General features: G+C 71.7%; 15 protein-coding genes and 2 pseudogenes. 6 read left to right on the forward strand and 11 right to left on the reverse strand.

Going from position 1 to position 22,201, the window contains the following annotated elements:
• A partial coding sequence (locus AXW62_RS09650; protein WP_252368557.1) for an FAD-binding and (Fe-S)-binding domain-containing protein occupies positions 1–2,224 on the reverse strand: 2,224 nt, incomplete at its 3' end.
• Positions 2,225–2,403: 179 nt separating this feature from the next.
• Here AXW62_RS09650 and serC point away from each other — a divergent pair.
• On the forward strand, positions 2,404–3,522 hold the full coding sequence (gene serC / locus AXW62_RS09655; RefSeq protein ID WP_030828420.1) for a phosphoserine transaminase: 1,119 nt from the start codon (positions 2,404–2,406) through the stop codon (positions 3,520–3,522).
• A gap of 243 nt (positions 3,523–3,765) precedes the next feature.
• Here the strand turns inward: serC and AXW62_RS09660 are convergent, their stop codons facing one another.
• Positions 3,766–4,770: an esterase-like activity of phytase family protein gene (locus tag AXW62_RS09660; protein ID WP_060944141.1), complete on the reverse strand. Its 1,005-nt coding sequence runs from the start codon at positions 4,768–4,770 to the stop codon at positions 3,766–3,768.
• Between the two features lie 152 nt (positions 4,771–4,922).
• Between AXW62_RS09660 and AXW62_RS42620 the strand changes: the two are divergent.
• Positions 4,923–5,070 (forward strand): annotated as a pseudogene (locus AXW62_RS42620) (aldo/keto reductase); the annotation flags it as partial.
• Positions 5,071–5,224: 154 nt separating this feature from the next.
• Here AXW62_RS42620 and AXW62_RS09665 read toward each other — a convergent pair.
• The 3 genes from AXW62_RS09665 to AXW62_RS09675 all read right to left on the reverse strand — a co-directional run bounded on the left by AXW62_RS09665 (position 5,225) and on the right by AXW62_RS09675 (position 8,357).
• Positions 5,225–6,220: an aldo/keto reductase gene (locus AXW62_RS09665; protein WP_060944142.1), complete on the reverse strand. Its 996-nt coding sequence runs from the start codon at positions 6,218–6,220 to the stop codon at positions 5,225–5,227.
• A 56-nt stretch (positions 6,221–6,276) separates the two neighbouring features.
• Positions 6,277–6,498 carry a helix-turn-helix domain-containing protein gene (locus AXW62_RS09670; RefSeq protein ID WP_060944143.1) on the reverse strand — a complete coding sequence of 74 codons (222 nt, stop codon included), beginning with the start codon at positions 6,496–6,498 and terminating at the stop codon, positions 6,277–6,279.
• Between the two features lie 209 nt (positions 6,499–6,707).
• Positions 6,708–8,357 carry a recombinase family protein gene (locus AXW62_RS09675; RefSeq protein ID WP_060944144.1) on the reverse strand — a complete coding sequence of 550 codons (1,650 nt, stop codon included), beginning with the start codon at positions 8,355–8,357 and terminating at the stop codon, positions 6,708–6,710.
• Between the two features lie 80 nt (positions 8,358–8,437).
• On the opposite strand from AXW62_RS09675, the pseudogene AXW62_RS09680 reads away from it, so the two are divergent.
• Positions 8,438–9,292 (forward strand): annotated as a pseudogene (locus tag AXW62_RS09680) (aldo/keto reductase); the annotation flags it as partial.
• Between the two features lie 180 nt (positions 9,293–9,472).
• Here the strand turns inward: AXW62_RS09680 and thpR are convergent.
• Complete coding sequence (gene thpR / locus AXW62_RS09685) at positions 9,473–10,054, reverse strand: RNA 2',3'-cyclic phosphodiesterase (RefSeq protein WP_060944145.1); 582 nt, start codon at positions 10,052–10,054, stop codon at positions 9,473–9,475.
• A 461-nt stretch (positions 10,055–10,515) separates the two neighbouring features.
• On the reverse strand, positions 10,516–11,208 hold the full coding sequence (locus AXW62_RS09690; protein ID WP_060944146.1) for a TetR/AcrR family transcriptional regulator: 693 nt from the start codon (positions 11,206–11,208) through the stop codon (positions 10,516–10,518).
• A 54-nt stretch (positions 11,209–11,262) separates the two neighbouring features.
• Here AXW62_RS09690 and AXW62_RS09695 point away from each other — a divergent pair, with 54 nt between their 5' ends.
• Entirely contained in the window at positions 11,263–12,381 is a 1,119-nt protein-coding gene (locus tag AXW62_RS09695; protein WP_060944147.1) for an FAD-dependent oxidoreductase, read from the forward strand.
• A gap of 108 nt (positions 12,382–12,489) precedes the next feature.
• Here AXW62_RS09695 and AXW62_RS09700 read toward each other — a convergent pair whose 3' ends face one another.
• The 3 genes from AXW62_RS09700 to AXW62_RS09710 all read right to left on the reverse strand — a co-directional run bounded on the left by AXW62_RS09700 (position 12,490) and on the right by AXW62_RS09710 (position 16,224).
• Positions 12,490–13,902 carry an MFS transporter gene (locus tag AXW62_RS09700; RefSeq protein ID WP_060944148.1) on the reverse strand — a complete coding sequence of 471 codons (1,413 nt, stop codon included), beginning with the start codon at positions 13,900–13,902 and terminating at the stop codon, positions 12,490–12,492.
• 32 nt (positions 13,903–13,934) lie between these two features.
• On the reverse strand, positions 13,935–14,396 hold the full coding sequence (locus AXW62_RS09705; RefSeq protein WP_060944149.1) for a MarR family winged helix-turn-helix transcriptional regulator: 462 nt from the start codon (positions 14,394–14,396) through the stop codon (positions 13,935–13,937).
• A gap of 361 nt (positions 14,397–14,757) precedes the next feature.
• Positions 14,758–16,224 carry an NCS2 family permease gene (locus tag AXW62_RS09710; RefSeq protein WP_060944150.1) on the reverse strand — a complete coding sequence of 489 codons (1,467 nt, stop codon included), beginning with the start codon at positions 16,222–16,224 and terminating at the stop codon, positions 14,758–14,760.
• 236 nt (positions 16,225–16,460) lie between these two features.
• Here AXW62_RS09710 and AXW62_RS09715 point away from each other — a divergent pair, with 236 nt between their 5' ends.
• The gene (locus AXW62_RS09715) at positions 16,461–16,709 is read left to right on the forward strand and encodes a DUF2530 domain-containing protein (RefSeq protein ID WP_060944159.1); all 249 of its coding nucleotides are present in this window, start codon (positions 16,461–16,463) and stop codon (positions 16,707–16,709) included.
• A gap of 395 nt (positions 16,710–17,104) precedes the next feature.
• Positions 17,105–17,923, forward strand: coding sequence for an SAM-dependent methyltransferase (locus AXW62_RS09720; protein WP_060944151.1), 819 nt, complete (start codon positions 17,105–17,107; stop codon positions 17,921–17,923).
• A 245-nt stretch (positions 17,924–18,168) separates the two neighbouring features.
• On the opposite strand, the gene AXW62_RS09725 is transcribed toward AXW62_RS09720, so the two are convergent.
• Entirely contained in the window at positions 18,169–21,801 is a 3,633-nt protein-coding gene (locus AXW62_RS09725) for a sacsin N-terminal ATP-binding-like domain-containing protein (protein WP_060944152.1), read from the reverse strand.
• Positions 21,802–22,201: the final 400 nt, after the last annotated feature.

The raw sequence follows: 22,201 nt of genomic DNA on the forward strand, positions 1-22,201 counted from the left end.
CCCCCGGCCCCGCTGGTGCCCCCGGGCCATGGTCGGCCCCGGCGGGGAGGCGGCCGTGCCGCCCCGGCCCGGAGCCGTGCGGCCGACCGGGCCGCCCCGGCCCTGAGCCGGGCCCGGTGTCGCGCGCCGCCGCGCGCACCCGCTGCCGCCACCACCTCGTGAAGGGCTCACCGGCCAGCTCCGGGATGTCGCGTTCGGGGGCGATGCCGCCCATGCGCTTGGCCAGGGCGGCGAGCGGGCTCACCCCGGACAGCGCGTTGAGCACCGGCGCCGCCCGCAGCAGGGACGCCGCCCGCAGCCACACCGGCAGCCAGCCCATCGAGTAGTGCGCGGCGGGCCGCGGCCGCCCCTGGTAGTGGTGGTGCAGGAACTCCGCCTTGTACGTGGCCATGTCGACCTCGACCGGGCAGTCGCTGCGACAGCCCTTGCAGGACAGGCACAGGTCGAGCGCGTCCCGGACCTCCTCCGAGCGCCAGCCGTCCTGGACGACCTCGCCCGCGAGCATCTCGTGCAGCAGCCGGGCGCGGCCGCGCGTGGAGTGCCGCTCCTCACCGGTCACGCGGTACGACGGGCACATCACCCCCGCGCCGGACACCGACTCGTTGCGGCACTTGGCGACGCCCACACAGCGCCGGACGGCCGCCGAGAAGTCCCCCTTGTCGTGCGGATAGCCGAACTCGACGTCCACCGGGCGCCGGGGCAGCACATCGAAGCGCAGGTTCTGGTCCACGCGCTGCGGGCGGGCGAGGACGCCGGGGTTGAGGCCGCCTTCCGGGTCCCACAGGTCCTTGAACCGGGAGAAGAGCCCGACCATCTCCGCCCCGTACATGCGCGGCAGCAGCTCGGCGCGGGCCAGTCCGTCGCCGTGCTCACCGGAGAGCGAGCCGCCGTGGGCGACCACGAGATCGGCGAGGTCGGAGGAGAAGTCCCGGAAGACCCGGACCCCGGCCTCGCGCATCAGGTCGAAGTCGATGCGGACGTGGATGCAGCCGTCCCCGAAGTGCCCGTACGGCGTGCCGCGCAGCCCGTGCTGGTCCATCAGGGCGCGGAAGTCCCGCAGATACGCGCCGAGCCGGGCCGGCGGCACCGCGCAGTCCTCCCAGCCGGGCCATGCCTCGCCGCCGTCCCGGTCGCGGGTGGCCGTGCCGGAGGCGTCCTCGCGCACCCGCCACAGGGCGCGCTGCGCGGCCGGGTCGGCCACCACGGTGTGGTCGGTGGTGGTCCCGGCCGCGGCGCGGGCCACCTCCCGGGCGCGGGCCAGTGCCTCCTCGCGGCCGGCGCCGCCGACCTCCACGAACAGCCACGCGCCGCCCTCGGGCAGCCCGGACGCCCCGGCGACCAGATCGGCGGCCATGCCCTCGACGGTCAGCGGGCCGTACGGCAGCAGGGTGTGCGCGGCCTCGGCCGCCGCGCTCTCGTCGGGGTAGCCGAGCACGGCGAGGGCGCGGGCGGCGGGCGCCGGTACCAGCCGTACGGTCGCCTCGGTCACCACGCCGAGCGTGCCCTCGCTGCCGGTGAGGGCACGGGCGACATCCGCGTTCTTCTCGGGCAGCAGCTCGTCCAGGGCGTAGCCGGAGATCCGGCGGGGCAGCTCGGGGAAGCCGGTGCGCAGCAGGGCCAGGTGCTGACCGGCCAGCGACCGTATGCCGTCGCGGAGCCGGGCGGGCAGGTCGTGGAGGCCCTGGGCGGCCCGCACCCGCTCCCCGCCGTAGGTGAGGACGTCCAGCTCGTGGACATTGTCGGCGGTGGTGCCCCAGACCACGGAGTGGGAGCCGCAGGAGTTGTTGCCGATCATGCCGCCGAGGGTGCAGCGGCTGTGGGTGGAAGGGTCGGGGCCGAAGGTCAGCCCATGGGCGCCGGCCGCCGCGCGGAGGTCGTCGAGGATGACCCCGGGCTGGACGACGGCGGTCCGCCGCTCGGGGTCGAGCGAGAGGATGCCGCGCATATGGCGGGTGAAGTCGAGGACGACGCCGAGCCCGGTGGCCTGTCCGGCGATCGAGGTCCCGGCGCCGCGCGCCACCACCGGCACCCCGTGCTCCCGGCACACGGCGAGCGCCGCCGCCACATCGTCCGCGTCGCGGGGGGCGACCACCCCGGCGGGCACCCGCCGGTAGTTCGACGCGTCCATCGTCATCAGCGCCCGGCTCGCCGTGTCGAAGGCGACGTCCCCGCGGACGGTCCGGCGCAGCGCCTGCTCCAGTGCGTCTGCCTCGTGATCAGCCATGCCTCCATGGTCCACGGCGGGCGGGCGGTTGAGAATGTCCAATTCCGATTCACGGCCGCCGTGTTCCGCGAGCGCGCTTACACCGGGCCGTCTGCCTGCGTCAACAGGGTGTGGACGGTTCGTCTCAGCGGCTGGACGCCCGGTCGGACGGCGGGGGCCGACGGATTAGGCTTCGGCTCGTGGCTGAGATCCGGATTCCCGATGACATCAAGCCCGCCGACGGACGCTTCGGCTCGGGCCCCTCCAAGGTGCGCACCGAGGCGCTCAGCGCCCTGGCAGCGACCGGAAGCTCCCTGCTGGGCACCTCCCACCGCCAGGCCCCGGTCAAGAACCTGGTCGGCTCGGTGCGCGCGGGGGTGCGCGAGCTCTTCCAGCTCCCGGAGGGGTACGAGGTCATCCTGGGCAACGGCGGCTCCACCGCCTTCTGGGACATCGCGACCCACGGTCTGATCGAGTCCCGGTCCCAGCACCTGTCCTTCGGCGAGTTCTCCTCGAAGTTCGCCAAGGCGGCGAAGCTCGCGCCGTGGCTGGAGGAGCCCACGGTGATCTCCTCCGACCCGGGCACCCACCCGGAGCCGCGGGCCGAGAGCGGCGCGGACGTCTACGCCTTCACCCACAACGAGACCTCCACCGGTGTCGCCATGCCCATCCAGCGGGTGGCCGGCGCCGACGAGGGCGCGCTGGTGCTGGTGGACGCGACCTCCGGTGCGGGCGGTCTGCCGGTCGACATCGCCGAGACGGACGTCTACTACTTCGCGCCGCAGAAGTCCTTCGCGGCGGACGGCGGTCTGTGGATCGGGGTGTTCTCGCCCGCCGCGCTGGAGCGCGCCGCCCGGATCCACGCGTCCGGCCGGCACATCCCGGAGTTCTTCTCGCTGCCGACCGCGATCGACAACTCGCTGAAGAACCAGACGTACAACACCCCGGCGCTGGCGACGCTCTTCCTGCTCGACGACCAGCTGAAGTGGATCAACGGACAGGGCGGTCTGGACTGGGCCGTGCGGCGCACCGCGACCTCCTCGCGCACCCTGTACGGCTGGGCCGAGGAGTCCAAGTTCGCCACCCCGTTCGTGGCCGACCCGGGCAAGCGGTCGCAGGTCGTCGGCACGATCGACTTCAACGAGGAGATCGACGCCGCCGCGGTCGCCAAGGCGCTGCGGGCCAACGGGATCGTGGACACCGAACCGTACCGCAAGCTGGGCCGCAACCAGCTGCGGGTGGCGATGTTCCCGGCCGTCGACCCGGCGGACGTCCAGGCCCTGACGGCGTGTGTGGACTACGTCATCGAGCGTCTGTGAACGTCATCGAGCGCTTCTGACCGCTTCCGCGCACCGTGTGTGCGCGGAAGCGTCGTACGGGAGGGGGCCCGCAGCCGGTCGGCCGGCTGCGGGCCCCCTTCCGCGTGGCTGGGCCCTTCCGCGTGGGCGACTCGTCCGTACGGGTGACCCTTCGGTACAGGTAGCCCTTCCGTACGGTGGCTCGTCCGTACGGGTGGTCCGTACGGGTGACTCGTCCGTACGGGTCTCGCGGGTGGGTGCCGGTCAGCGCCGGCGGAAGAGCCTGCGCAGACCGTAGAACACGACCAGCGCACCGGCGAAGGTGAGGCCGGCCTTGATCAGGTTGCCGTTCTTCTCGTCCTTGGAGAGCTTGCCGTCGGGGCGGTCGGAGTAGCTTCCGTTCTTCTTCTGCTCCTTCGCGGTGGCGTCCGGCAGCAGCTCCCCGCCGAGGTCCACCGGCGTCACCTTGGAGTTCGCGCCCTCGGTGCCGTACATGAGGGCGCCTCCGTCGGGGGTGAAGGTGACCGACTCGCCCTGCCGCTGCAGCGGCAGCCCCGGCTCCTTCTCCAGCTTGGCCGGCTTTCCGTCCCGCCAGCGGTACATGGCGGCCGAGAAGTAGCCACGGAGCACCAGGCGGGTGCCGTCCGGGGAGAACGCCCCGTCCGTGACCTCCATGTCGATGTCGGAGATCCGCCGGAAGACATTGACCCCCGAGGGGGACAGCGTGGCCGGTCCGACGTACAGCCCGCCGTTCTCGTCGCTCTTGCTGGCAATGTAGACGCGGCCCGTTCCGGGGTGGACCATCAGCGCCTCGGCGTTACGCGGCCCGCCCTGGTACTGGACGGTGAACTGGGTCGCGGTGACGGTGGCGTCCTTCAGCCGCTTCGGCTCGGGGAAGCGGTAGATCCACACATGGGACCACTTGCCGCCCAGGTTGTCGCCGATATCGCCGACGTAGATGTTGCCGTCCGGCCCTATCGAGATGGCTTCGACGTCGCGGGGGTTCCCTATGCCGCGCAGGGTGACCCGCGCGACCGTCTTCCCGGTCCGGCTGTCGACGGCGTAGACGTACGGCCCGTCCGAGCTGTCGTTGTGCGTCCAGTAGACGCCCGGGTGGAGACGGCTCGCGGCGAGGCCGCTGGACTCGGTGATCCGTGGATCCTCGATGGTGAAGGGAGACGGCGACGACGAGTCGTCGGCGGCGGCCGGGGCGACTGTGGACACGACCAGCAGCGCGGCGGCACCGAGTACGAGCGGAAGCGGACGCATGGGCCCAAGCCTGCCATCCCGCCAGGGGCGCCAGGCACCGGTACCACGCCCCCTTGGCCCGCCGGGGTCCGCCCCCCATGACGGGAGCCCTTGATGGGAGCCCTTGATGAGCCCCCTTGATTGGAGCGCACTCCAACGGCTTGGCTGATCCCATGGAGTACACGCAGCTCGGACGCACAGGTCTCAAGGTCAGCCGGATCGTCCTCGGCACCATGAACTTCGGCCCGCAGACCGATGAGGCCGACAGCCACTCGATCATGGACGCCGCGCTCGACGCCTGGCATCAACTTCTTCGACACACCGCCAACTGGCAACTTTGACGCCAGGTCGCACAGCAGCGCATCGCTGACGCTCACCGCTCCTGCGGACCCCGAACGGAAACGACGAAGCCGCCGCCTCCAACTCGCTTCGAACGCAAGCAGAAGGCGACAGCCCCTCACAAAGACCCGCTACCTCACCATGCGAAGGCTTCGGGAGACGGTCCGGGACCGGGGAAGATCTCATCCAGAGACGTCAGCAGCTCCTCGCTCAGCTCCAGCTCCAGGGCGCGCAGCGCCGAGTCCAGCTGCTCCTGCGTGCGGGGGCCGACGATCGGGCCGGTGATGCCGGGGCGGGTCAGCAGCCAGGCGAGCGCCGCTTCACCGGGCTCCAGGCCGTGCTTGTCGAGGAGGTTCTCGTACGCCTGGATCTGCTCGCGTGTCTTGGTGTCCTTGAGCGCGTCGGCAGCGCGGCCGCTCGCCCGGCGCCCCTGTGTGGCCTCCTTCTTGAGGACCCCGCCCAGCAGCCCGCCGTGCAGCGGCGACCAGGGGATGACGCCGAGCCCGTAGTCCTGCGCGGCCGGGATGACCTCCATCTCGGCGCGGCGCTCGGCGAGGTTGTAGAGGCACTGCTCGCTGACCAGGCCGATGGTGCCGCCCCGGCGGGCGGCGGTCTCGTTGGCCTGGGCGATCTTGTAGCCGGGGAAGTTGCTCGACCCCACGTAGAGGATCTTGCCCTGCTGGACCAGTACGTCGACGGCCTGCCAGATCTCCTCGAAGGGAGTCCTGCGGTCGATGTGGTGGAACTGGTAAACGTCGATGTAGTCCGTCTGCAGCCGCTTGAGGCTGGCGTCGACGGCCCGCCGGATGTTCAGGGCGGAGAGCTTGTCGTGGTTGGGCCAGACGGGGGAGTCGTCCGGGGCCATGTTCCCGTACACCTTGGTGGCCAGGACGACCTTGTCGCGCCGGTCACCGCCCTTGACGAACCAGTTCCCGATGATCTTCTCGGTACGGCCCTTGTTCTCACCCCACCCATAGACGTTGGCCGTGTCCAGAAAGTTCAGACCCGCGTCGAGAGCGGCGTCCATGATGCCGTGGCTGGTTGATTCGTCCGTCTGCGGACCGAAGTTCATCGTGCCGAGAACGAGTCGGCTGACCTTGAGTCCGGTGCGTCCGAGCTGCGTGTACTTCATGGGTCACAAGCCAACTGCTTCGAGCCCGCTCCATGCAAGGGCATCAGGTGCCGCCGTCAGGAGTCGCCTCCGAGGTGCCGGTACAGCGTGGCCCGGGAGACGCCCAGAGCCTTGGCGATGGCGCTGACGCTCTCTCCTTTCGCCTTCCTCGCGCGGGCCACGGTCAGCACGTCCTCGTTCACGACGGACGGCCGTCCGCCGATACGCCCCTGCGCCTTGGCTGTGTCGAGTCCGGCGCGGGTGCGCTCCTTGATGAGGCTGCGCACGAACTCCGCCATGAGCTCCGCAGGTCACTGGCCATGCCGGTACACGTGTGGCGTGTGCTGGCTACACGTGCGATGTGTTGTTCACCGGTCTTGATGGACGCGGCACGGTACCGGTGCGCCCTTCCCCTTCTGGAAGAGGTGAGAACCAAGAACAAGGCAAGCGGCTCCCGACCGGGGCGATACAAGGTCGAGCCTCTTGGCGCGTGCGATCGCGTTGTCGGTCAGCCTTCGCTGTGGACCGCCGCCATGCTGCGCAGACGCTGCTTGAAGTCCATCGGGATCAGAACCTGAACCCTCCCGACTAGGTGTTGCCACATCCCGTCATGGCCATCGGGAGCCATGAGCTGCGCGGCGGTCATCCCGGGAATCGGCTCGGCATGGATGACGGCCTTGACCCCTGCGGCGCGTAGCTCCCTGCCCTTTTCGTGCTGGGTCGACAACGTGCTCCACCGTTCCCGGTAGGTCTCTCCTGTCGGGATCTCTTCCCAGGTGTCCGGGCGCGTGGGCTGCGCGATGAGCTGTTCACGTCGCGCGTCCAACCTCTTGTAAGCCTCCCGGTACTCCTGCTTGCCCAGCTCACTGGAGTAGAGACCCGCCTCGCGGTCCTCCCTCAGGTCCGACAGGGCGCGGTTCACTTCCTCGATGTCGCGCGTGTAGTCCACGCCCGGCCGGAAGACCTTCCGGACGATCTCGACGTCCCCGGCAGCGAGGAGGAACGCCTTTTCAACGACGTCCTCCAGCGTGTGCGCCGCGATGCCCTTGCTTCCGGTCGGACACGGCTTGTGCGTGGTACGGGAGGCGCAGCGGTAGTAGGGCCAGTTACGGCCAGGGCCGAGATATGCCGGCTCCCCACATGTGCAGAACGCGACCCGGAGCAAGGGCGACCCACCCTTGCGGTTGCCGTTGCGCTTGCTGGTGTTCTCGTCCAACTTCTTGTTGGCCAGCTCCCACTCCTCGTGCGTGATCAAAGGCTCCGCGCGCTGGAGGGGCTGGCCGTCCGCGTCCCGGACGACCCGGCGTCGTGTCGTCTTCTTCCCGTCAACCATCACCTCCTCGGACACCTCCATCTGCCCCAGGACGCAGCGGGAACGTACGACCTTGGCCGTGTTCGCGGCGGTCCAGCGGCTCCCCTTCGGGGTTTTGCCGCTGCGGATCATCTGAGCGTCGAGTGACGTCGGGGTCTTCGACACGTCCTCGTTGAGCCACTGCGCGATGCTGTTCGCCGACTCGCCCGCGATGAGACGGCGGACGATCTCACGGAGTGTCCCGGCCGTGTCGGTCCCGTAGTCGTCAGGGACGAGCTTCCACCCGTCGCCGGTCTCCTGCTTCTCCTCGCGGTAGCCGTACGGAGTGCGGCCGCCACGCCAGCGACCCTCCTTCACCAGGTGGTTGTACGAGGACTTGGCCCGCGCCTTGATGGCTTCGAGCTCCCCTTCCGCGAAGGACGCGATCAGGCTGAGGAGGAGCTTTCCCATCTGCGTGCTGAGGTTGATCCCGTCCTCAACGGTCGCGACCTCCTTACCGCTCTTCTCGCACCACTCCAGGAGGGTGTGCACGTGGAGCACGCGCCGCGAGAGACGGTCGATCTTCAGCGCGCAGATGATGTCGTACTCGTCGGCGCGCGACTCCTCCACCGCGATCCGGTGCTCGATCGCGCTGACCTCCTTCCCGATGGTCGAGGGAAGCCACTTGCCGAACTCCGGACGCTTCCACGGCTCGACCCCGCCGGACACGTCGATGTCCTCGACCCACCCCACGACGACGTGCCCCTCCTGATCGGCCCATCGCTGGATGGACCGACGCTGACGCTCCGGCGATGTGGTCTCGTCCGACACCCTCGACAGACGAACGACACCCAGAACTCTCGCCATGCTCGTTCGCCCTCTCCCCCCATCGGTAACCGGATGATTACCTTATGCAGTCAGGATCGCGGTATCAAAATTGACCATTGGAAACCGCCAACGTGTACGGCTGGGGCGAGAACAAGGGCCGCACCGAGGAGATCATCGGAAGCTGGTTCGCCAAGGGCGGCGGGCGGCGCGACAAGACCGTCCTCGCCACCAAGATGTACGGGCACATGACCGCGGACAGCGACCCCTGGCCCAACACCGACAAGCTCTCGGCCGTCAACATCCGCCGGGCCGTCGACGCCAGCCTCAAGCGGCTCGGCACGGACCACATCGACCTCTACCAGTTCCACCACGTGGACCGCTCCACCCCGTGGGAGGAGATCTGGCAGGCCGTCGACGTCCTCGTCCAGCAGGGCAAGATCATCTACGCCGGTTCCTCCAACCACGCGGGCTGGAACATCGCCCAGGCCAACGAGACCGCGTCCCGCCGCGGCTCGTACGGGCTGGTCAGCGAGCAGTGCCTGTACAACCTGGCCGAGCGCCGCGCCGAGATGGAGGTCATCCCGGCCGCGCAGGAGTACGGTCTGGGCGTCATCCCCTGGTCGCCGCTGCACGGCGGGCTGCTCGGCGGCGCGATCCGCAAGGAGCGCGAGGGCGGCGGAGCGCGCACCGCGTCCGGCCGCAGCGCCGACGCGCTGAAGAACACCGCGGTGCGCGATCAGGTCCAGCGGTACGAGGACCTGCTGGACAAGCACGGAATCGAACCCGGTGAGGCGGCCCTGGCCTGGCTGCTCACCCGGCCCGGGGTGACCGGTCCGATCGTGGGCCCGCGCACGGCCGAACAGCTGGCCTCGGCGGTGCGCGCCGCGGAGCTGACGCTCGGCGAGGAGCTGCTGTCCGAGCTGGACGCGATCTTCCCGGGCCCCGGGCCGTCACCCGAGGCGTTCGCCTGGTAGACGTCGCGGCGGCGGTGTTCGGTACTCGGCCCGGCGAACACCGCCCCCGGCGACCACGTCCCGGCCGCTCAGCCGCCCAGCGCGGCGGCCGCGGCGACGACGACGAGGATCAGCACCAGCGCGCCGCTCATGATCATGTTTCTGGTCTTGGGGTCCACACCCCGAGACTAGCCGGACCGCTCAGTGCCCCAGCGGCCAGGCCGCCACCACCTCATAGCGCGGCTGCTGCCCGGGGACGCCCGGGGCCGGTGGATGGCTGCGCACCAGGCTGAGCTCGCGCACGGTCCACTCCCGGCCCGCGAAGTCCATGAGCCGCTCGGCGTACGGCGCGAGGCTGGTGGCGGAGCGGTGGTGGCGCGTGGCACGGGTGCGCGCGATGGTCAGGTGCGGGTGGTACGGGCGGTGCCGGTCCATCGGGATCCCGGCCCGCCGACCCCCCGCCGCGGCGGAGTCGGCCAGCCCCCGCAGGGCCTCGCCGTCGCCGTCGACGCCCACCCACACCACCCGGTCGTCGAACCGGCCCCCGCCCGCGAGCCGCAGCTCATGGGGGCGGTGCCGGTGGGCGGCCCGGGCCAGCCGGGTGTGCAGCTCGGGGAGCACCTCCTCGGTCACCTCCCCGTAGAAGGCGAGCGTGAAGTGCCAGCCCTCCCGCTCGGTCCAGCGCAGCCCGTCCGCCCCCGGCAGCGCCCGGAGCGACTTGACCCGCGCGGCCAGCTCGGCGACGGCCGCCTCCGGCGGCAACACGGCGGCGAAGAGTCTCACCCGCCCAGTCTCCCCCACCCGGCACCCACTGGGCGCCGGGTGCGGACGCTGGACGCGGACGCGGGCGCAGGCGCGGACGCGGGCAGCGGGCGCGGACGCGGGCAACCGACGCGAGCGCGAGCAACGGACACGGGGGCGGGCAACGGACACGGATGCGGGCGCTGGACGCGGACCCGGGCAACGGACATGGGCGCGGGCAGCGGACGCGGGCCCGGGCAACGGACCCGAGCGCTGGGCGCGGACCCGGGCAGCGGGCGCCGAGCTGCGGATCCGGGCAGCGGATGCGGACGCGGGCCTGGACGCGGACGCCGACCCGGCCAGCAGACGCGGACCCGGGCAGTGGCACTCGGCCGGGCGTGCGGCGGGGCCGTCGGCCCGGCCGCCTCCCGACGCACGGCGACCGACCGCGCCCGTGGACGTCGGCCCCGACCTCGCTCACCGCACCAGGCAGGAGCTGAGCGTCACGCCGGCGGCCGGGTGAGTTTGGCGGCCACGGCGTCCAGGACCCAGTCCAGGCCGGTCGCGAAGGATGTCTCGGCGTCCACGTCCGTACCGTCGTACACAGCCTTGGCCAGCGCGGGGAAGCGGCCCGAGGCCAACATGCTCGTCACATGCGGGCCGGAGGCGCGCTGCCAGTCGAGCTTGGACAGGCCCGTGGCGCGCTCGGCCCGCAGGTTCGCGATCTCGCGCCTGATCGCGCCGGTGACGTAGGCGCTGACGGTCTCCACGGCGCGCATGACGGTGTCGATGTCGGCGAGGCCGTCGAGGGCGGCCAGCGTGGCCTCGGTCACGGCGAGGCCGTGCGGGCCCAGGGTCGGGCGGCCGCCGAGGAGGTCGGCCAGCCATTCGTGGCGGAGAGCGGCCTGCCGGGTGCGGTGGGCTAGGACGCGCAGCGCCTCCCGCCAGTCGTCGGGCTGCTCCTCGGGGAGGATCTCGGCCTGGACCTCGTCCACCATGAGGTCGAACAGCTCCTGCTTGGTGGAGATGTATCCATACAGCCGCATCGGGCCGGCGTTCAGCCGGGCGGCGACCTTGCGCACCGACACCGCCTCCAGCCCGCCCTCGTCGGCCAGCGCGACAGCGGCGGCGACAATCCGCTCCCGGTCGAGCGGCACGGGGCGAGTCGGCGGCTCCGGTCGGTCCCAGACAGTCATGGTCACACCGTTTCTGTTGCGATGCGTCGTCGAACGGAAATACAGTGTATCGCCATGAGACATCGTATCGCCGTGGTCGGGAGTGGCCCCGCCGGCCTCACCTTCGCCCGTGTCCTGCACCGCCATGGCCACCCCGTCGCCGTCCTCGAACGCGATCCCGCCCCCGACGCCCGTCCCCCGGGCGGCACGCTGGACCTGCACGAAGGGCTGGGCCAGCGCGCGCTGGACAAGGCGGGGCTGCTGACGGAGTTCCAGGCGCTGTCCCGCCCCGAGGGGCAGGCCATGCGCATCCTGGACGCGGACGGGACCGTCCTGCGCGACTGGCGACCGCGTCCGAATGACCGGGCCAATCCCGAGATCGACCGCGGCCAACTCCGTGACCTGCTGCTCGGCCCTCTCGACGTCCAATGGGGGCGGGGCGTGACGCAGGTGGTGCCGGGGACCCGGGACGGCGCGGTGGTCCATTTCGCGGACGGGCGGCAGGAGGCGTTCGACCTCGTGGTCGGCGCGGACGGCGCCTGGTCCCGGGTCCGCCCGGCAGTCTCGCCGGTGACGCCGCACTACACCGGCGTCACCTTCGTCGAGACCTCCCTGGACGACGTCGACACCCGCCACCCCGGCCTCGCCCGGCTGATCGGCGACGGCTCCGTGGCCGCGTACGGCGTGAACCGGGCTCTCGTCGCCCAGCGCAACAGCGGCGGCCACGTCAAGGTGTACGCCCAGTTCCGCGCGCCGCTGGACTGGCACACACATCTGGACCTGGCCGACGCCGAGGCGGTGCGAGCGAGCCTGCTGGCTGTGTTCGACGGCTGGGCCGCTCCCGTCCTCGACCTCCTCCGCCACGGCACCGCGTTCGTCCACCGCCCCCTCTACGTCCTGCCCGTGTCCCACACCTGGACCCACGTCCCCGGGGTGACGCTGCTGGGCGACGCCGCCCATCTGATGCCCCCGCTGGGGGCGGGCGCGAATCTCGCGATGCTGGAAGGCGCCGAACTCGCCGAGTCCATCGCCACCGGCCGCGGAGACCTGGACGAGGCCGTCCGCGCCTTCGAGGAACAGATGTGGGCACGAGCCGGCAGGTGGGCGGAGCTCACGGCGGCTGGTCTGGAGCGCCTGGTGAGCCCGGACCCCGCCGAAGCCCTCGCCCTCTTCGACCAGGTCCAGCCGTCCTGACCACCGAGCGCGAGCGCACCGGCACCACCAGCTCGCCACGTTTCACCACGAGCCCCGCCCCAGCGCCGGATACGCCCGCCCCCGCCGGCGCGGGCCGTGCCACCGCGCTCAGGCCGTGGCGGCGAGCTGCTTCCGGTCCTCGGGGGCGCGGGGGACGAAGACCACCCGGGGATGACCGCGGCGGAGGTCCAGCTTCATCCGCAGTCCGCCGGCCCGGACCAGGATCAGCCCCACCCCGGCCGCGGCGGCGGCCGAGACCAGACCGCCGGCGGCGAAGCCTATGCGCGCACCGCAGGTGTCGGTCAGCCAGCCCACCAGCGGCCCGCCGATCGGCGTACCGCCGACGAAGACCATCATGAACAGGCTCATCACCCGGCCCCGCATCGCGGGGTCGGTCGCGAGCTGGACGCTGGAGTTCGCGGTCACGTTGAACGTCAGGCTGAAGATCCCGATCGGCACCATGAGCGCCGCGAAGAGCCAGAAGTACGGGGTGACCGCCGCGACCATCTCCAGCACGCCGAACATCAGCGCGGCCCCGACCAGCAGCCGCCGCCGCGCCACCACGCGCCGGGCGGCGAGCAGCGCGCCGGTCACCGAACCGATCGCGATCAGCGTGTTGAGCAGGCCGTACGTACCGGGCCCGGCGTGGAAGACATCGTCGGCGAAGGCGCTCAGCCAGATCGGGAAGTTGAAGCCGAAGGTGCCGATGAAGCCCACGAGCACGATCGGCCAGATCAGATCGGGGTTCCCGGCGACATAGCGCAGCCCCTCCCGCAGCTGCCCCTTGCCGCGCGGTGCCCGCTTGACCGTGTGCAGCTCACTGGTGCGCATCATCAGCAGCCCGATGATCGGGGCACCGAAGGAGAGTCCGTTGATCAGGAAGGCCCAGCCACTGCCCACGGCGGTGATCAGCACACCGGCGACCGCCGGGCCGACCAGCCGGGCGGACTGGAAGTTCGCGGAGTTGAGGCTGACCGCGTTCCGCAGATCCTTCGGGCCGACCATCTCGTTGACGAAGACCTGGCGGGTCGGGTTGTCGACGACGGTGACCATGCCGAGCAGGAACGCGATCAGGTAGACGTGCCAGACCTGCACATGGCCGCTGAGGGTGAGGGCGGCGAGGGCGAGCCCGCACAGCCCCAGCGCGGTCTGGGTGATCAGCAGCAGCCGACGCCTGGGACAGCGGTCCGCGATGACCCCGCCGTACAGGCCGAAGAGCAGCATGGGCAGGAACTGCAGCGCGGTGGTGATGCCGACCGCGGTGGAGGAGCCGGTGAGACTGAGGACCAGCCAGTCCTGGGCGATCCGCGACATCCAGGTGCCGGTGTTGGAGATCATGGCACCGGTCGCGAACAGCCGGTAGTTGCGGACCTTCAGCGAGCGGAAGGTCCCGCCCTTGGTGCGCCCCTGGGGCACGTCGCCGGTGGCGACGGCGCGGTCGGGGACCGGGCCGGGTACGGATGCGGAATCTGCGGGGTTCTTCGGTGCGGGTGCGGAATCTGCTCCGGGTCCCGTACTCAAGTGCGTTCGCCTCCTGGCTGCCTCAGTCATTGCTACATCTGCGCGAGCTTCTCCAGCACGGGCGCGGCGGCACGCAGCGCGTCCCACTCGTCCTCGGTCAGCTTGCCGACCAGCTCGGCCAGCCAGGCATTGCGCTTGCGCCGGCTCTCTTCGAGCATGGCCTCTGCGCGCTCGGTCGGCGAGACGACCTTCTGCCGCCGGTCCTCCGGGTGCGGCTCGAGCCTGACCAGTCCCTTGGCCTCCAGCAGGGCCACGATGCGGGTCATCGAGGGCGGCTGGACGTGCTCCTTACGGGCCAGCTCGCCCGGGGTGGCGGAGCCGCACCGGGCCAACGTGCCCAGGACCGCCATCTCGGTCGGGCTGAGCGATTCGTCCACCCGCTGGTGCTTGAGCCTCCGCGACAGACGCATCACTCCGGACCGCAGGGCGTTCACGGCGTCAGCGTGGTCGGGGGGCGCCTCCGCCTGGCGCTGGGGGCGGGACAGATCCGGCATGGTCTTTAGCATAACTCATTACCTCGCCTAATGAAAACCCTGGTGACTTCCCTATTTCTATTTCACCCGAACGAGTGAGTTGACTCCGGGTAGTAACACCCGGGCAACCGGTCACAGGGCCGCGAACGCACAGGAACACACAGGAACACACGGGAACACACAGGAGCGCCCAGGACACCTCGGTCCGGGACGCTCATGCGCGAGTGCGGGAGGACGGTGGCCAGACGACTCAGGAGACCCCGAGCGCCTGCACCCGGAGGACCCCACGCACCTGCGCCCGGAGTACCCCGAGCGACCGCACCCGGAGGACCCCGAGCGCCTGCGGCTCAGGCGGTGGCTCAGGAGCCCCGAGCGACCGCGGTCAGGAGACCCCGAGCGCCTGCTCGATCGGGTTGAGCATGAAGTACACCAGGAAGCACGCCCCCACCGCGGCCAGCAGCCACGGGATCTCCCGGGTCCGCCGGGTGGCGATGCGCAGCAGCAGGAACGAGAGCACGCCGAGCCCGATCCCGTTGGTGATGCTGTAGGTGAACGGCATCGAGACCATGGTCAGGAAGGCCGGGATCGCGATCGTGAAGTCGCTCCAGTCGATCTCCTTGACGTTCGACGCCATGATCAGGAAACCGACGACGACCAGCGCGGGGGTCGCGGCCTGCGAGGGCACCACCTTGGCCAACGGGGTGAAGATCAGCGCGAGCAGGAAGAGACCGCCGGTCACCACGTTGGCGAGGCCGGTGCGCGCCCCCTCCCCGACGCCCGCCGTGGACTCCACGAAGCAGGTGTTGGCCGAGGCCGAGCCGAAGCCGCCGCCCGCGACCGCGACACCGTCCATCATCAGGATCCGGCCCATGCCCGGCAGCTGACCGCGCTCATCGGTCAGCCCGGCCTCCTCACCGACGCCGATGATCGTGCCCATCGCGTCGAAGAAGCCGGACAGCAGCACGGTGAAGACGAAGAGGCAGCCGGTGAGCAGGCCGACCTCATGGAAGCCGCCGAAGAGGCTGATATGGCCGATGAGGCCGAAGTCCGGGGTGTCGACCACCTTCTCCGGCACCTTGGGGACGGTCAGCCCCCACTGGGCGTCCGGGGCGTGCGCCAGCGAATTGATCACGATCGCGACGACGGTCATGGTCACGATGCCGATCAGGATCGCGCCCCGCGTCTTGCGGACGACCAGGACGAACGTGAGCGCGAGACCGACCACGAACACCAGCACCGGCCAGCCCTGCAACCGCCCGGCCACCCCCAGCCCCAGGGGGACGGTGGTGTGCGCGGCGTCGGGGTTACGGCTGACGAAGCCGGAGTCGACCAGGCCGATCAGGGCGATGAAGAGTCCGATACCGATCGCGATCGCCCGCCGCAGCCCGCTCGGGATCGCGTCCATCACCCGCTGCCGCAGCCCCGAGGCGACGAGGATCATCAGCACCAGACCGGCGAGCACCACCATGCCCATCGCGTCCGGCCAGCTCATCTTGGGCGCGAGCTGCAGCGAGACCACGGCGTTGATGCCGAGCCCGGCGGCGAGCGCGATGGGGACGTTGCCGATGATCCCCATGAGCAGCGTGGTCAGGCCCGCCATCAGGGCGGTCGCGGTGACCAGCTGGCCGTTGTTGAGCTGATGCCCGAACTTGTCCGTTCCGGCCCCGAGGATGATCGGGTTCAGCACGATGATGTACGCCATCGCAAAGAACGTGGCCAGTCCGCCACGGATTTCCCGGGAGACCGAGGAACCGCGCTGACTGATCTTGAAGAACTTGTCGATGCCGTTGGCGGGGGGAGTCGGAGCCTGCTTGCCGGCGCCGACCGGCGCGGGGGCCGAGGGGGACATGAAAGACCTCAGAGGTGTGAACGTCAACAGCGGGGCCTCTTGGATGATCGAACAAGACATTCCACCCAGACCCGGAACTATTCAGTATGAAACTATAAAGGTCCGAGCGCCAAGCCGATCCCGGCCCCCCGTCCCCGCCCCGTCCTCACCTCGTCCTCGCCTCGCTCCCTTCCCGTCCCCGCCTCGTTCCCGACCGGCCCCGGACGGGCCCGGACCGGCCCCTTTAAGCTGTGACCATGACGAAGTGGACCCCCAGGCACGAGGCGCCGGAGCCCCTCGAGGGCAACGTCGTGGCCACGATCACCGGCGGCACGATCCTGTGGTTCGTCCTCTTCCTCGTCCAGCTCCCCTTCTACCGCTGGTTCGACGAGCACGGACACCTGTGGTGGCTGTGGACCTGTCTGGCCGGAGGCGGCCTCGGGCTGATCGGCGTCTGGTACGTCCGCGCCCGGGAACGGGCGATCCGCGGCTCGCGGAACGACTGACGCGCCCGCCGGGGCGCGGGAACGAGCGACAACGTCGTACACCCCCGCTCGCGCGAGGCGGCACCGGACGCTGACGCGCCGACCCCGAACACGCAAGGACGGCATCGCCGACGGCGCGCCGACGGCACGGCGCCGGACCGTCGCCGTTCCCGGTGACGATCCGGCGCCTTGGCCTGGTGCGCGGGCGCGCTCCCCTCCTCATGGCGCACTCGCTCACCGGTCTGTGGCGCACACGGAAAGACGAGGGCCCCGCCGCGAGAACGCGCGGGCGGAGCCGGGTAGGACAACTGTACGATCTTCACGGCCCGTTCACAAAGTTGAAGAAGGCCCACGGGGCGCACTTTGTTCGGGAACTACCGTCTTGCGGGCACCAACTCACCAGTAATGTGACGGATATGACCGGTAACCGCTTTCGTGCCGATGAGATCGACACCAGCAAGCCGCACTCGGCCCGCATGTACGACTACTTCCTGGGCGGCAAGACCCACTACGCGGTCGACACCCAGGCCGCCGAACAGGTCGAGGCCGTCTGGCCCGACGTCAAGCCGTGGACTCGCGCCAACCGGTCATTCATGCACCGCGCGACCCGCTGGCTGGCGGCCGAGGCAGGCATACGGCAGTTCCTGGACATCGGCACCGGTATCCCCACCGAGCCCAACCTCCACCAGGTCGCCCAGGAGGTCGCCCCCACGTCCCGGGTCGTCTACGCCGACAACGACCCCATCGTGCTGGCCTACGCACAGGCCCTGCTGCTCTCCACGCCCGAGGGCCGCACCGCGTACATCCACGCGGACATCACCGACCCCCAGGGGATCCTGGCCGCCGAGGACCTGACCGACACCCTCGACCTGTCCCAGCCGGTCGCCCTGTCGCTCAACGCGATCATGCACTTCATCGCGAATGAGCGGAAGCCGTACGAGATCGTGAGACAACTGGTCGAGCCCCTGGCGTCGGGCAGCTATCTGATGCTCTCCCACGGAGCGCTCGACCCCCGCCCCGGAGTCTCGGACGCGGTCACCAACCTCTACCGCGGCAGCGGCATCCATGTGCAGGGGCGCACCCACGAGGAGATCGTTCCGTTCTTCGACGGGCTGGAACTCGTCGATCCGGGTGTGGTGATGCCGCACCGCTGGAAGCCCGAGAGCGAACAGGCCAGGGCCGAAGCGGAGGCCAAGGACCTGTGGATCTTCGCGGGCGTGGCGCGCAAGCCCTGACCGGACGCCGGACCCGACCGGGCAGGACCGGACGCAGGGCCTGACCGGACGCAGTCCCCGACCGGACGCAAGCCCTGACCGGACGCAGGCCCCGACCGGACCCAGGCCCCGACCGGACGCAGGCCCTGACCGGACCCCGACCGGACCCAGGCCCCGACCAGGCGCAGGGCCGGGACAAGCCCCCACCCGGGCACAGGGCCGAAGACCGTGACAAGCCCCGGCCCGGGCGCCCAGGGCCGCGTCCGTCAGTCGAACCAGCGGGCCCTCGCCAGCTCCTCGGTACGGGTCAGGTCCTCCAGCAGCGCCGCCACCTCGAACCGGCGCGACCAGTGACCGGCCGCCCAGGCGAGACCGGCCGCCACCCCCTCGACCGTCGAGGCGTGCAGAGTGCCGTCCACGTACCGCCAGTCCAGCTCGGCCTCGCCCCCGCCCTGGGCTCCACCCCCGCCCTCGGCCTCCGGCTCGGGCTCGGTTTCGACCAGCAGTTCCTCGTGCTCGATGTACGACAGCGGGGCGCCCGGGAGGAGTTCGCGGACCGCCTCCGGCACCTCATGCGGATCGCCCTGTGAGGTGACCCGTGCCGGATACACCTCACTCAGCCGCCGCACCTGGAACAGCTCCGCCAGCTCCGCCGCCCGCGTGGGGCGTACCGGCAGCAGCGCACGGCCGTCCGCCTCGGCCAGCGGCATCAGATCGGGGGCGTCCGCGACCAGCGCCTCGCCCGCGTCGACCACCACCGGCTCACCGCTGACCACGGCCCGCACCTCATCGGGCAGGGTGACCTGTTCCGGGTCCAGCTCGGCCAACTGACCGTAGATGGCGTGCAGTTGGGCGGCGGTCACCTCGCGGTCCGGGTCGGCGAGGCGGGCCAGCAGCTCGGCGGCGCCGCCCGGTTCGTCCAGCAGCGCCGCGACGGAGGTCCGCACCCCCAGGGCGCGCAGCACCTGCTCGTCCTCGAACCCGGCCGCGTCCACCGACTCGTACAGCCCGGCCAGCAGCGGGTCGCCCCCGGCGGCGCGCAGCCCGGCGGGACGACGGCCGTCCAGCACCGGATGGCCGCGCAGCCACCACGCGGTGTACGAACGCACCGTCTCCGTCGTGCCGTCCGGCAGCAGCACCCGCACCGGCGCGGTCAGCGCGTCGCGCAGCGGCGGCTGGGCCAGCATGGCCAGCGCCCGCGGCCAGGCGTCGTCGTCGACGAGGTCCAGGTCCCGTACGGCGACGATCTCGGTGGCCACCGGCGGCACCGGCGTCTGCGGCAGCCGGTCCAGCACGTCCTCGCACCACACGTCGACGGCGTCCAGCACGCCGACGTCGTCCGGTTCGGCGAAATCGCCCTCGCGCGGTTCCAGTTCATCCGGGTCAAGCACCACATCGGTGGCCCTGACCAGCGTGAAGCCCGCCAGCACACCGACCGCGGCGAGCGGCTGCTCACCCCAGCGCTCGGCCAGCTCGGCGTCGCACGCGGCCAGTTCGCCCTCCCGCATCACCTGTTCGAAGGCGCTGCCGGGAAAGACCAGTTCACCGGCCGGGGCCAGCTCCCCGTCCTCGTCCGGCAGCGCGAGCGCGGCCAGCCACGGCTCGTCGCCGGGCGCCAGCCGGGCCTGCTGGACCAGGCCGAGGACGGTGTCGGCCAGCGTGTCGGCGTCCAGCGCCGCGCCCGGGGCCTCGCCCTCCTCCGCGAACGGGTCGTACTCGTCCTCCGCCTCCAGCGAATGCGCGACGGCGGCCCGGACCTGTGGGGTCGTCAGCACGGCGCGGGGCGTGGCGGGGGTCGCGCCGAGCTTCTCCAGGAGCGGATGGGCGGCGTCCGGATGTGCGACTTTCAGGCCGAGACGGGCGAGGGTGCGATGCGTATCGCTGATCGCGGCGGCCCCGGTTCCGGCGATTGCGGCGGTTTCACCGGAATCGCCGGGATCCGCGGTTTCAGCGGTTTCGGGGGTTCCGGCGGTGCCGATGATGCCGGCCGTACCGGCGGTGACGGCCGTATCGGCGGTACGGGTGCTGTCCAGATCGCCATCGGCCTCGCCCGGCAGCGGCAGCAGCACCTGCCGGGGCCCGATCGTCGTGCGGCCGTCCGCCAGCGGCACCGGCAGCCCGCTGAGCCGGTCCGGGTCGATCCCGCCCAGCGAGTCGTACAGCCGCCGCCACCAGGCCGGGGCGCGTTCCACACCCGCGAGCCGGTCGATCAGCTCACCCAGCGGCACCCGGGCCACGCCCAGCACCCGCAGCTCCGACCGGCGCTCCAGCCCCGCGGGCAGCAGCGTCGGGAACAGCTCGGCCAGCACCTGTACCGTCTCGGCGCCCGCGCCCTCGACGATCTCGGCGTCCCGGGGGCGCAGCGCGTACGGCTCGCCCTCGAAGCCGCCGCGCGCCAGCACGTCGTCGTCCCAGTCGGCGGGGGCGGCCGTCGGCGGGGCGGCGGCCACGGACGGCTCCCCCGCCGCGGGACCGCCCTGTGCGGCGTCCGGGCCGAGCGCGTCCGGCGACCCGAGCCAGCCCTCCACTCCCTCGGTGCCCGCCGCCGTCGTCGGCGCGGCGGCGCTGGGCAGGAACGGCACCCTCGGCAGCCGCTCCAGCACCCGCCGGCGCAGCTCCCCGTCCAGCTCGCCCCGGCCCAGCTGGCCCGGGACCAGGCCGATCGTGCCGACCGACACCGGATGCCAGTCGCGCAGCAGCGTCGCGTACGCCTCGGCCGCGCGCTCCAGCAGGAAGTCCGTGAGCGGCCCGGGGGCGGTGTGGCGGCGGGTGGGCTCCAGCGGGAAGGACCCGATCAGCAGCGCCGGCATACCCAGTGGCTCATCGGTCGGCGTCGGGGCGTGGACCACCGGGGCGGTCGCGGGCCGCACCGGCGCGCCCTCCCCGTCCACCGGAACCGCCCAGGTCACCGACCAGACCGGACGCAGCCGCTCCTCCACCGGGCGGTCGGCGAGCAGTTCCGGGTCCAGGCGCCCGCCGACGCTCTCGACGCGCCAGCGCGTCGCACCGCCGGTACCGCTCGTGCCGCCGGTACTGCCAGTGCCGCCGGTACCGCTCGTGCCGCCGATACCGCCGATGCCGTCCGCACCGCTGATACCGCCCGTACCAGCCGTATCGCTCCGCCCGCTGTCCTCGACAACGGTGTACGGGCCCTCCTGGCGGCGCCGCAGGGTCCGGCTGCCTTCGGCGGTCTCGACCACGACCTCGGTCAGACCGGGCAGGGTGAGCAGCAGGGCGTCATCGATTCCGGCCAGCAGCCGCTCCGCCACGTCCAGGGCGGCGCCGTCGCGCAGCGGCAGCACCACGACCGTGTCATAGCCGTCCGGGGCCGTCCCCTCGGCGGGCAGCGGCAGTCGCAGCAGCGGTACGTGGCCGTCCCGGCGGCGCAGTTCGTCGGCGAGGCCGGGGCTGGTCTCGGCGGTGCGCCAGGTCAGCTCCCGCGCCTCGGCCAGCGACCAGCGCACCCCGCCGGTGCGGCCCACCACCGCTGGCTCGTCGCTCACCGCGAGCACCGCCGCGAAGCCGACGCCGAACCGCCCCACGGCGCCCTCCGGCTCGTCCCGCTTGGCCGACGCCCGCAGGGTGGACAGCGACTCGACCCCGGCCGCGTCCAGCGGCGCCCCGGTGTTGGCGGCGGCCAGCACGGCGGGCTCACCGTCGGTGGCCGGACGCAGGGTCAGCCGGAGCCGCCCGGACACCCCGGCGCGGGCCGCGGCGTCCGCCGCGTTCTGGGCCAGTTCGACGACCAGCCGGTCGCGGTGGCCGCCCAGCGCCAGGTCCTCCTCGGCGTTGGCGTCCTCCCGGAACCGGGCGGGCGACGCGGCCCAGGCGTCCAGCACGCCGCGCCGCAGCCCCGCGGTCCCGAACGGGTCCGCGTCCTCGGTCGCGCCTCGCACCATCGCCGTGCTGCTCACGTCTCGCCTCCGGAGTTCCTGGTCGGGTCCGTCCTGCGCCACGGCTCCACACCGCCGAGTCCCCAACGGTGCGGCTCGCCCCACCGCTCTCGACGTTCCCTCGCGTGTCGCCCTTGCTAGCGGCGAACGTACCGCTATCCGGCCCCGAACGGCGCCTCGGGCCCCACCCAACCGGATTCCGCGCCCCACCCCCACCTCCCCGGGCCCGGCCCCGCCCGGCCTCCTGCCCCGACCGGGCCGCGGCTGAGCACGCGGCTAGGCACTTACTGAGAACGTACTGACACGTACCGGCACGTACTGGGCGCATGTTGCGGGCCGCCGCCCCGAGCATCGCCCCGCGGAAGAGCGTGGATCAGCCCGGACGAGCCCGGACAAGCCCGGGGCG

Origin of the sequence: Streptomyces hygroscopicus subsp. hygroscopicus, from assembly GCF_001553455.1 — a bacterium.
In the GTDB taxonomy this organism is placed as follows: Bacteria; Actinomycetota; Actinomycetes; order Streptomycetales; family Streptomycetaceae; genus Streptomyces; species Streptomyces hygroscopicus.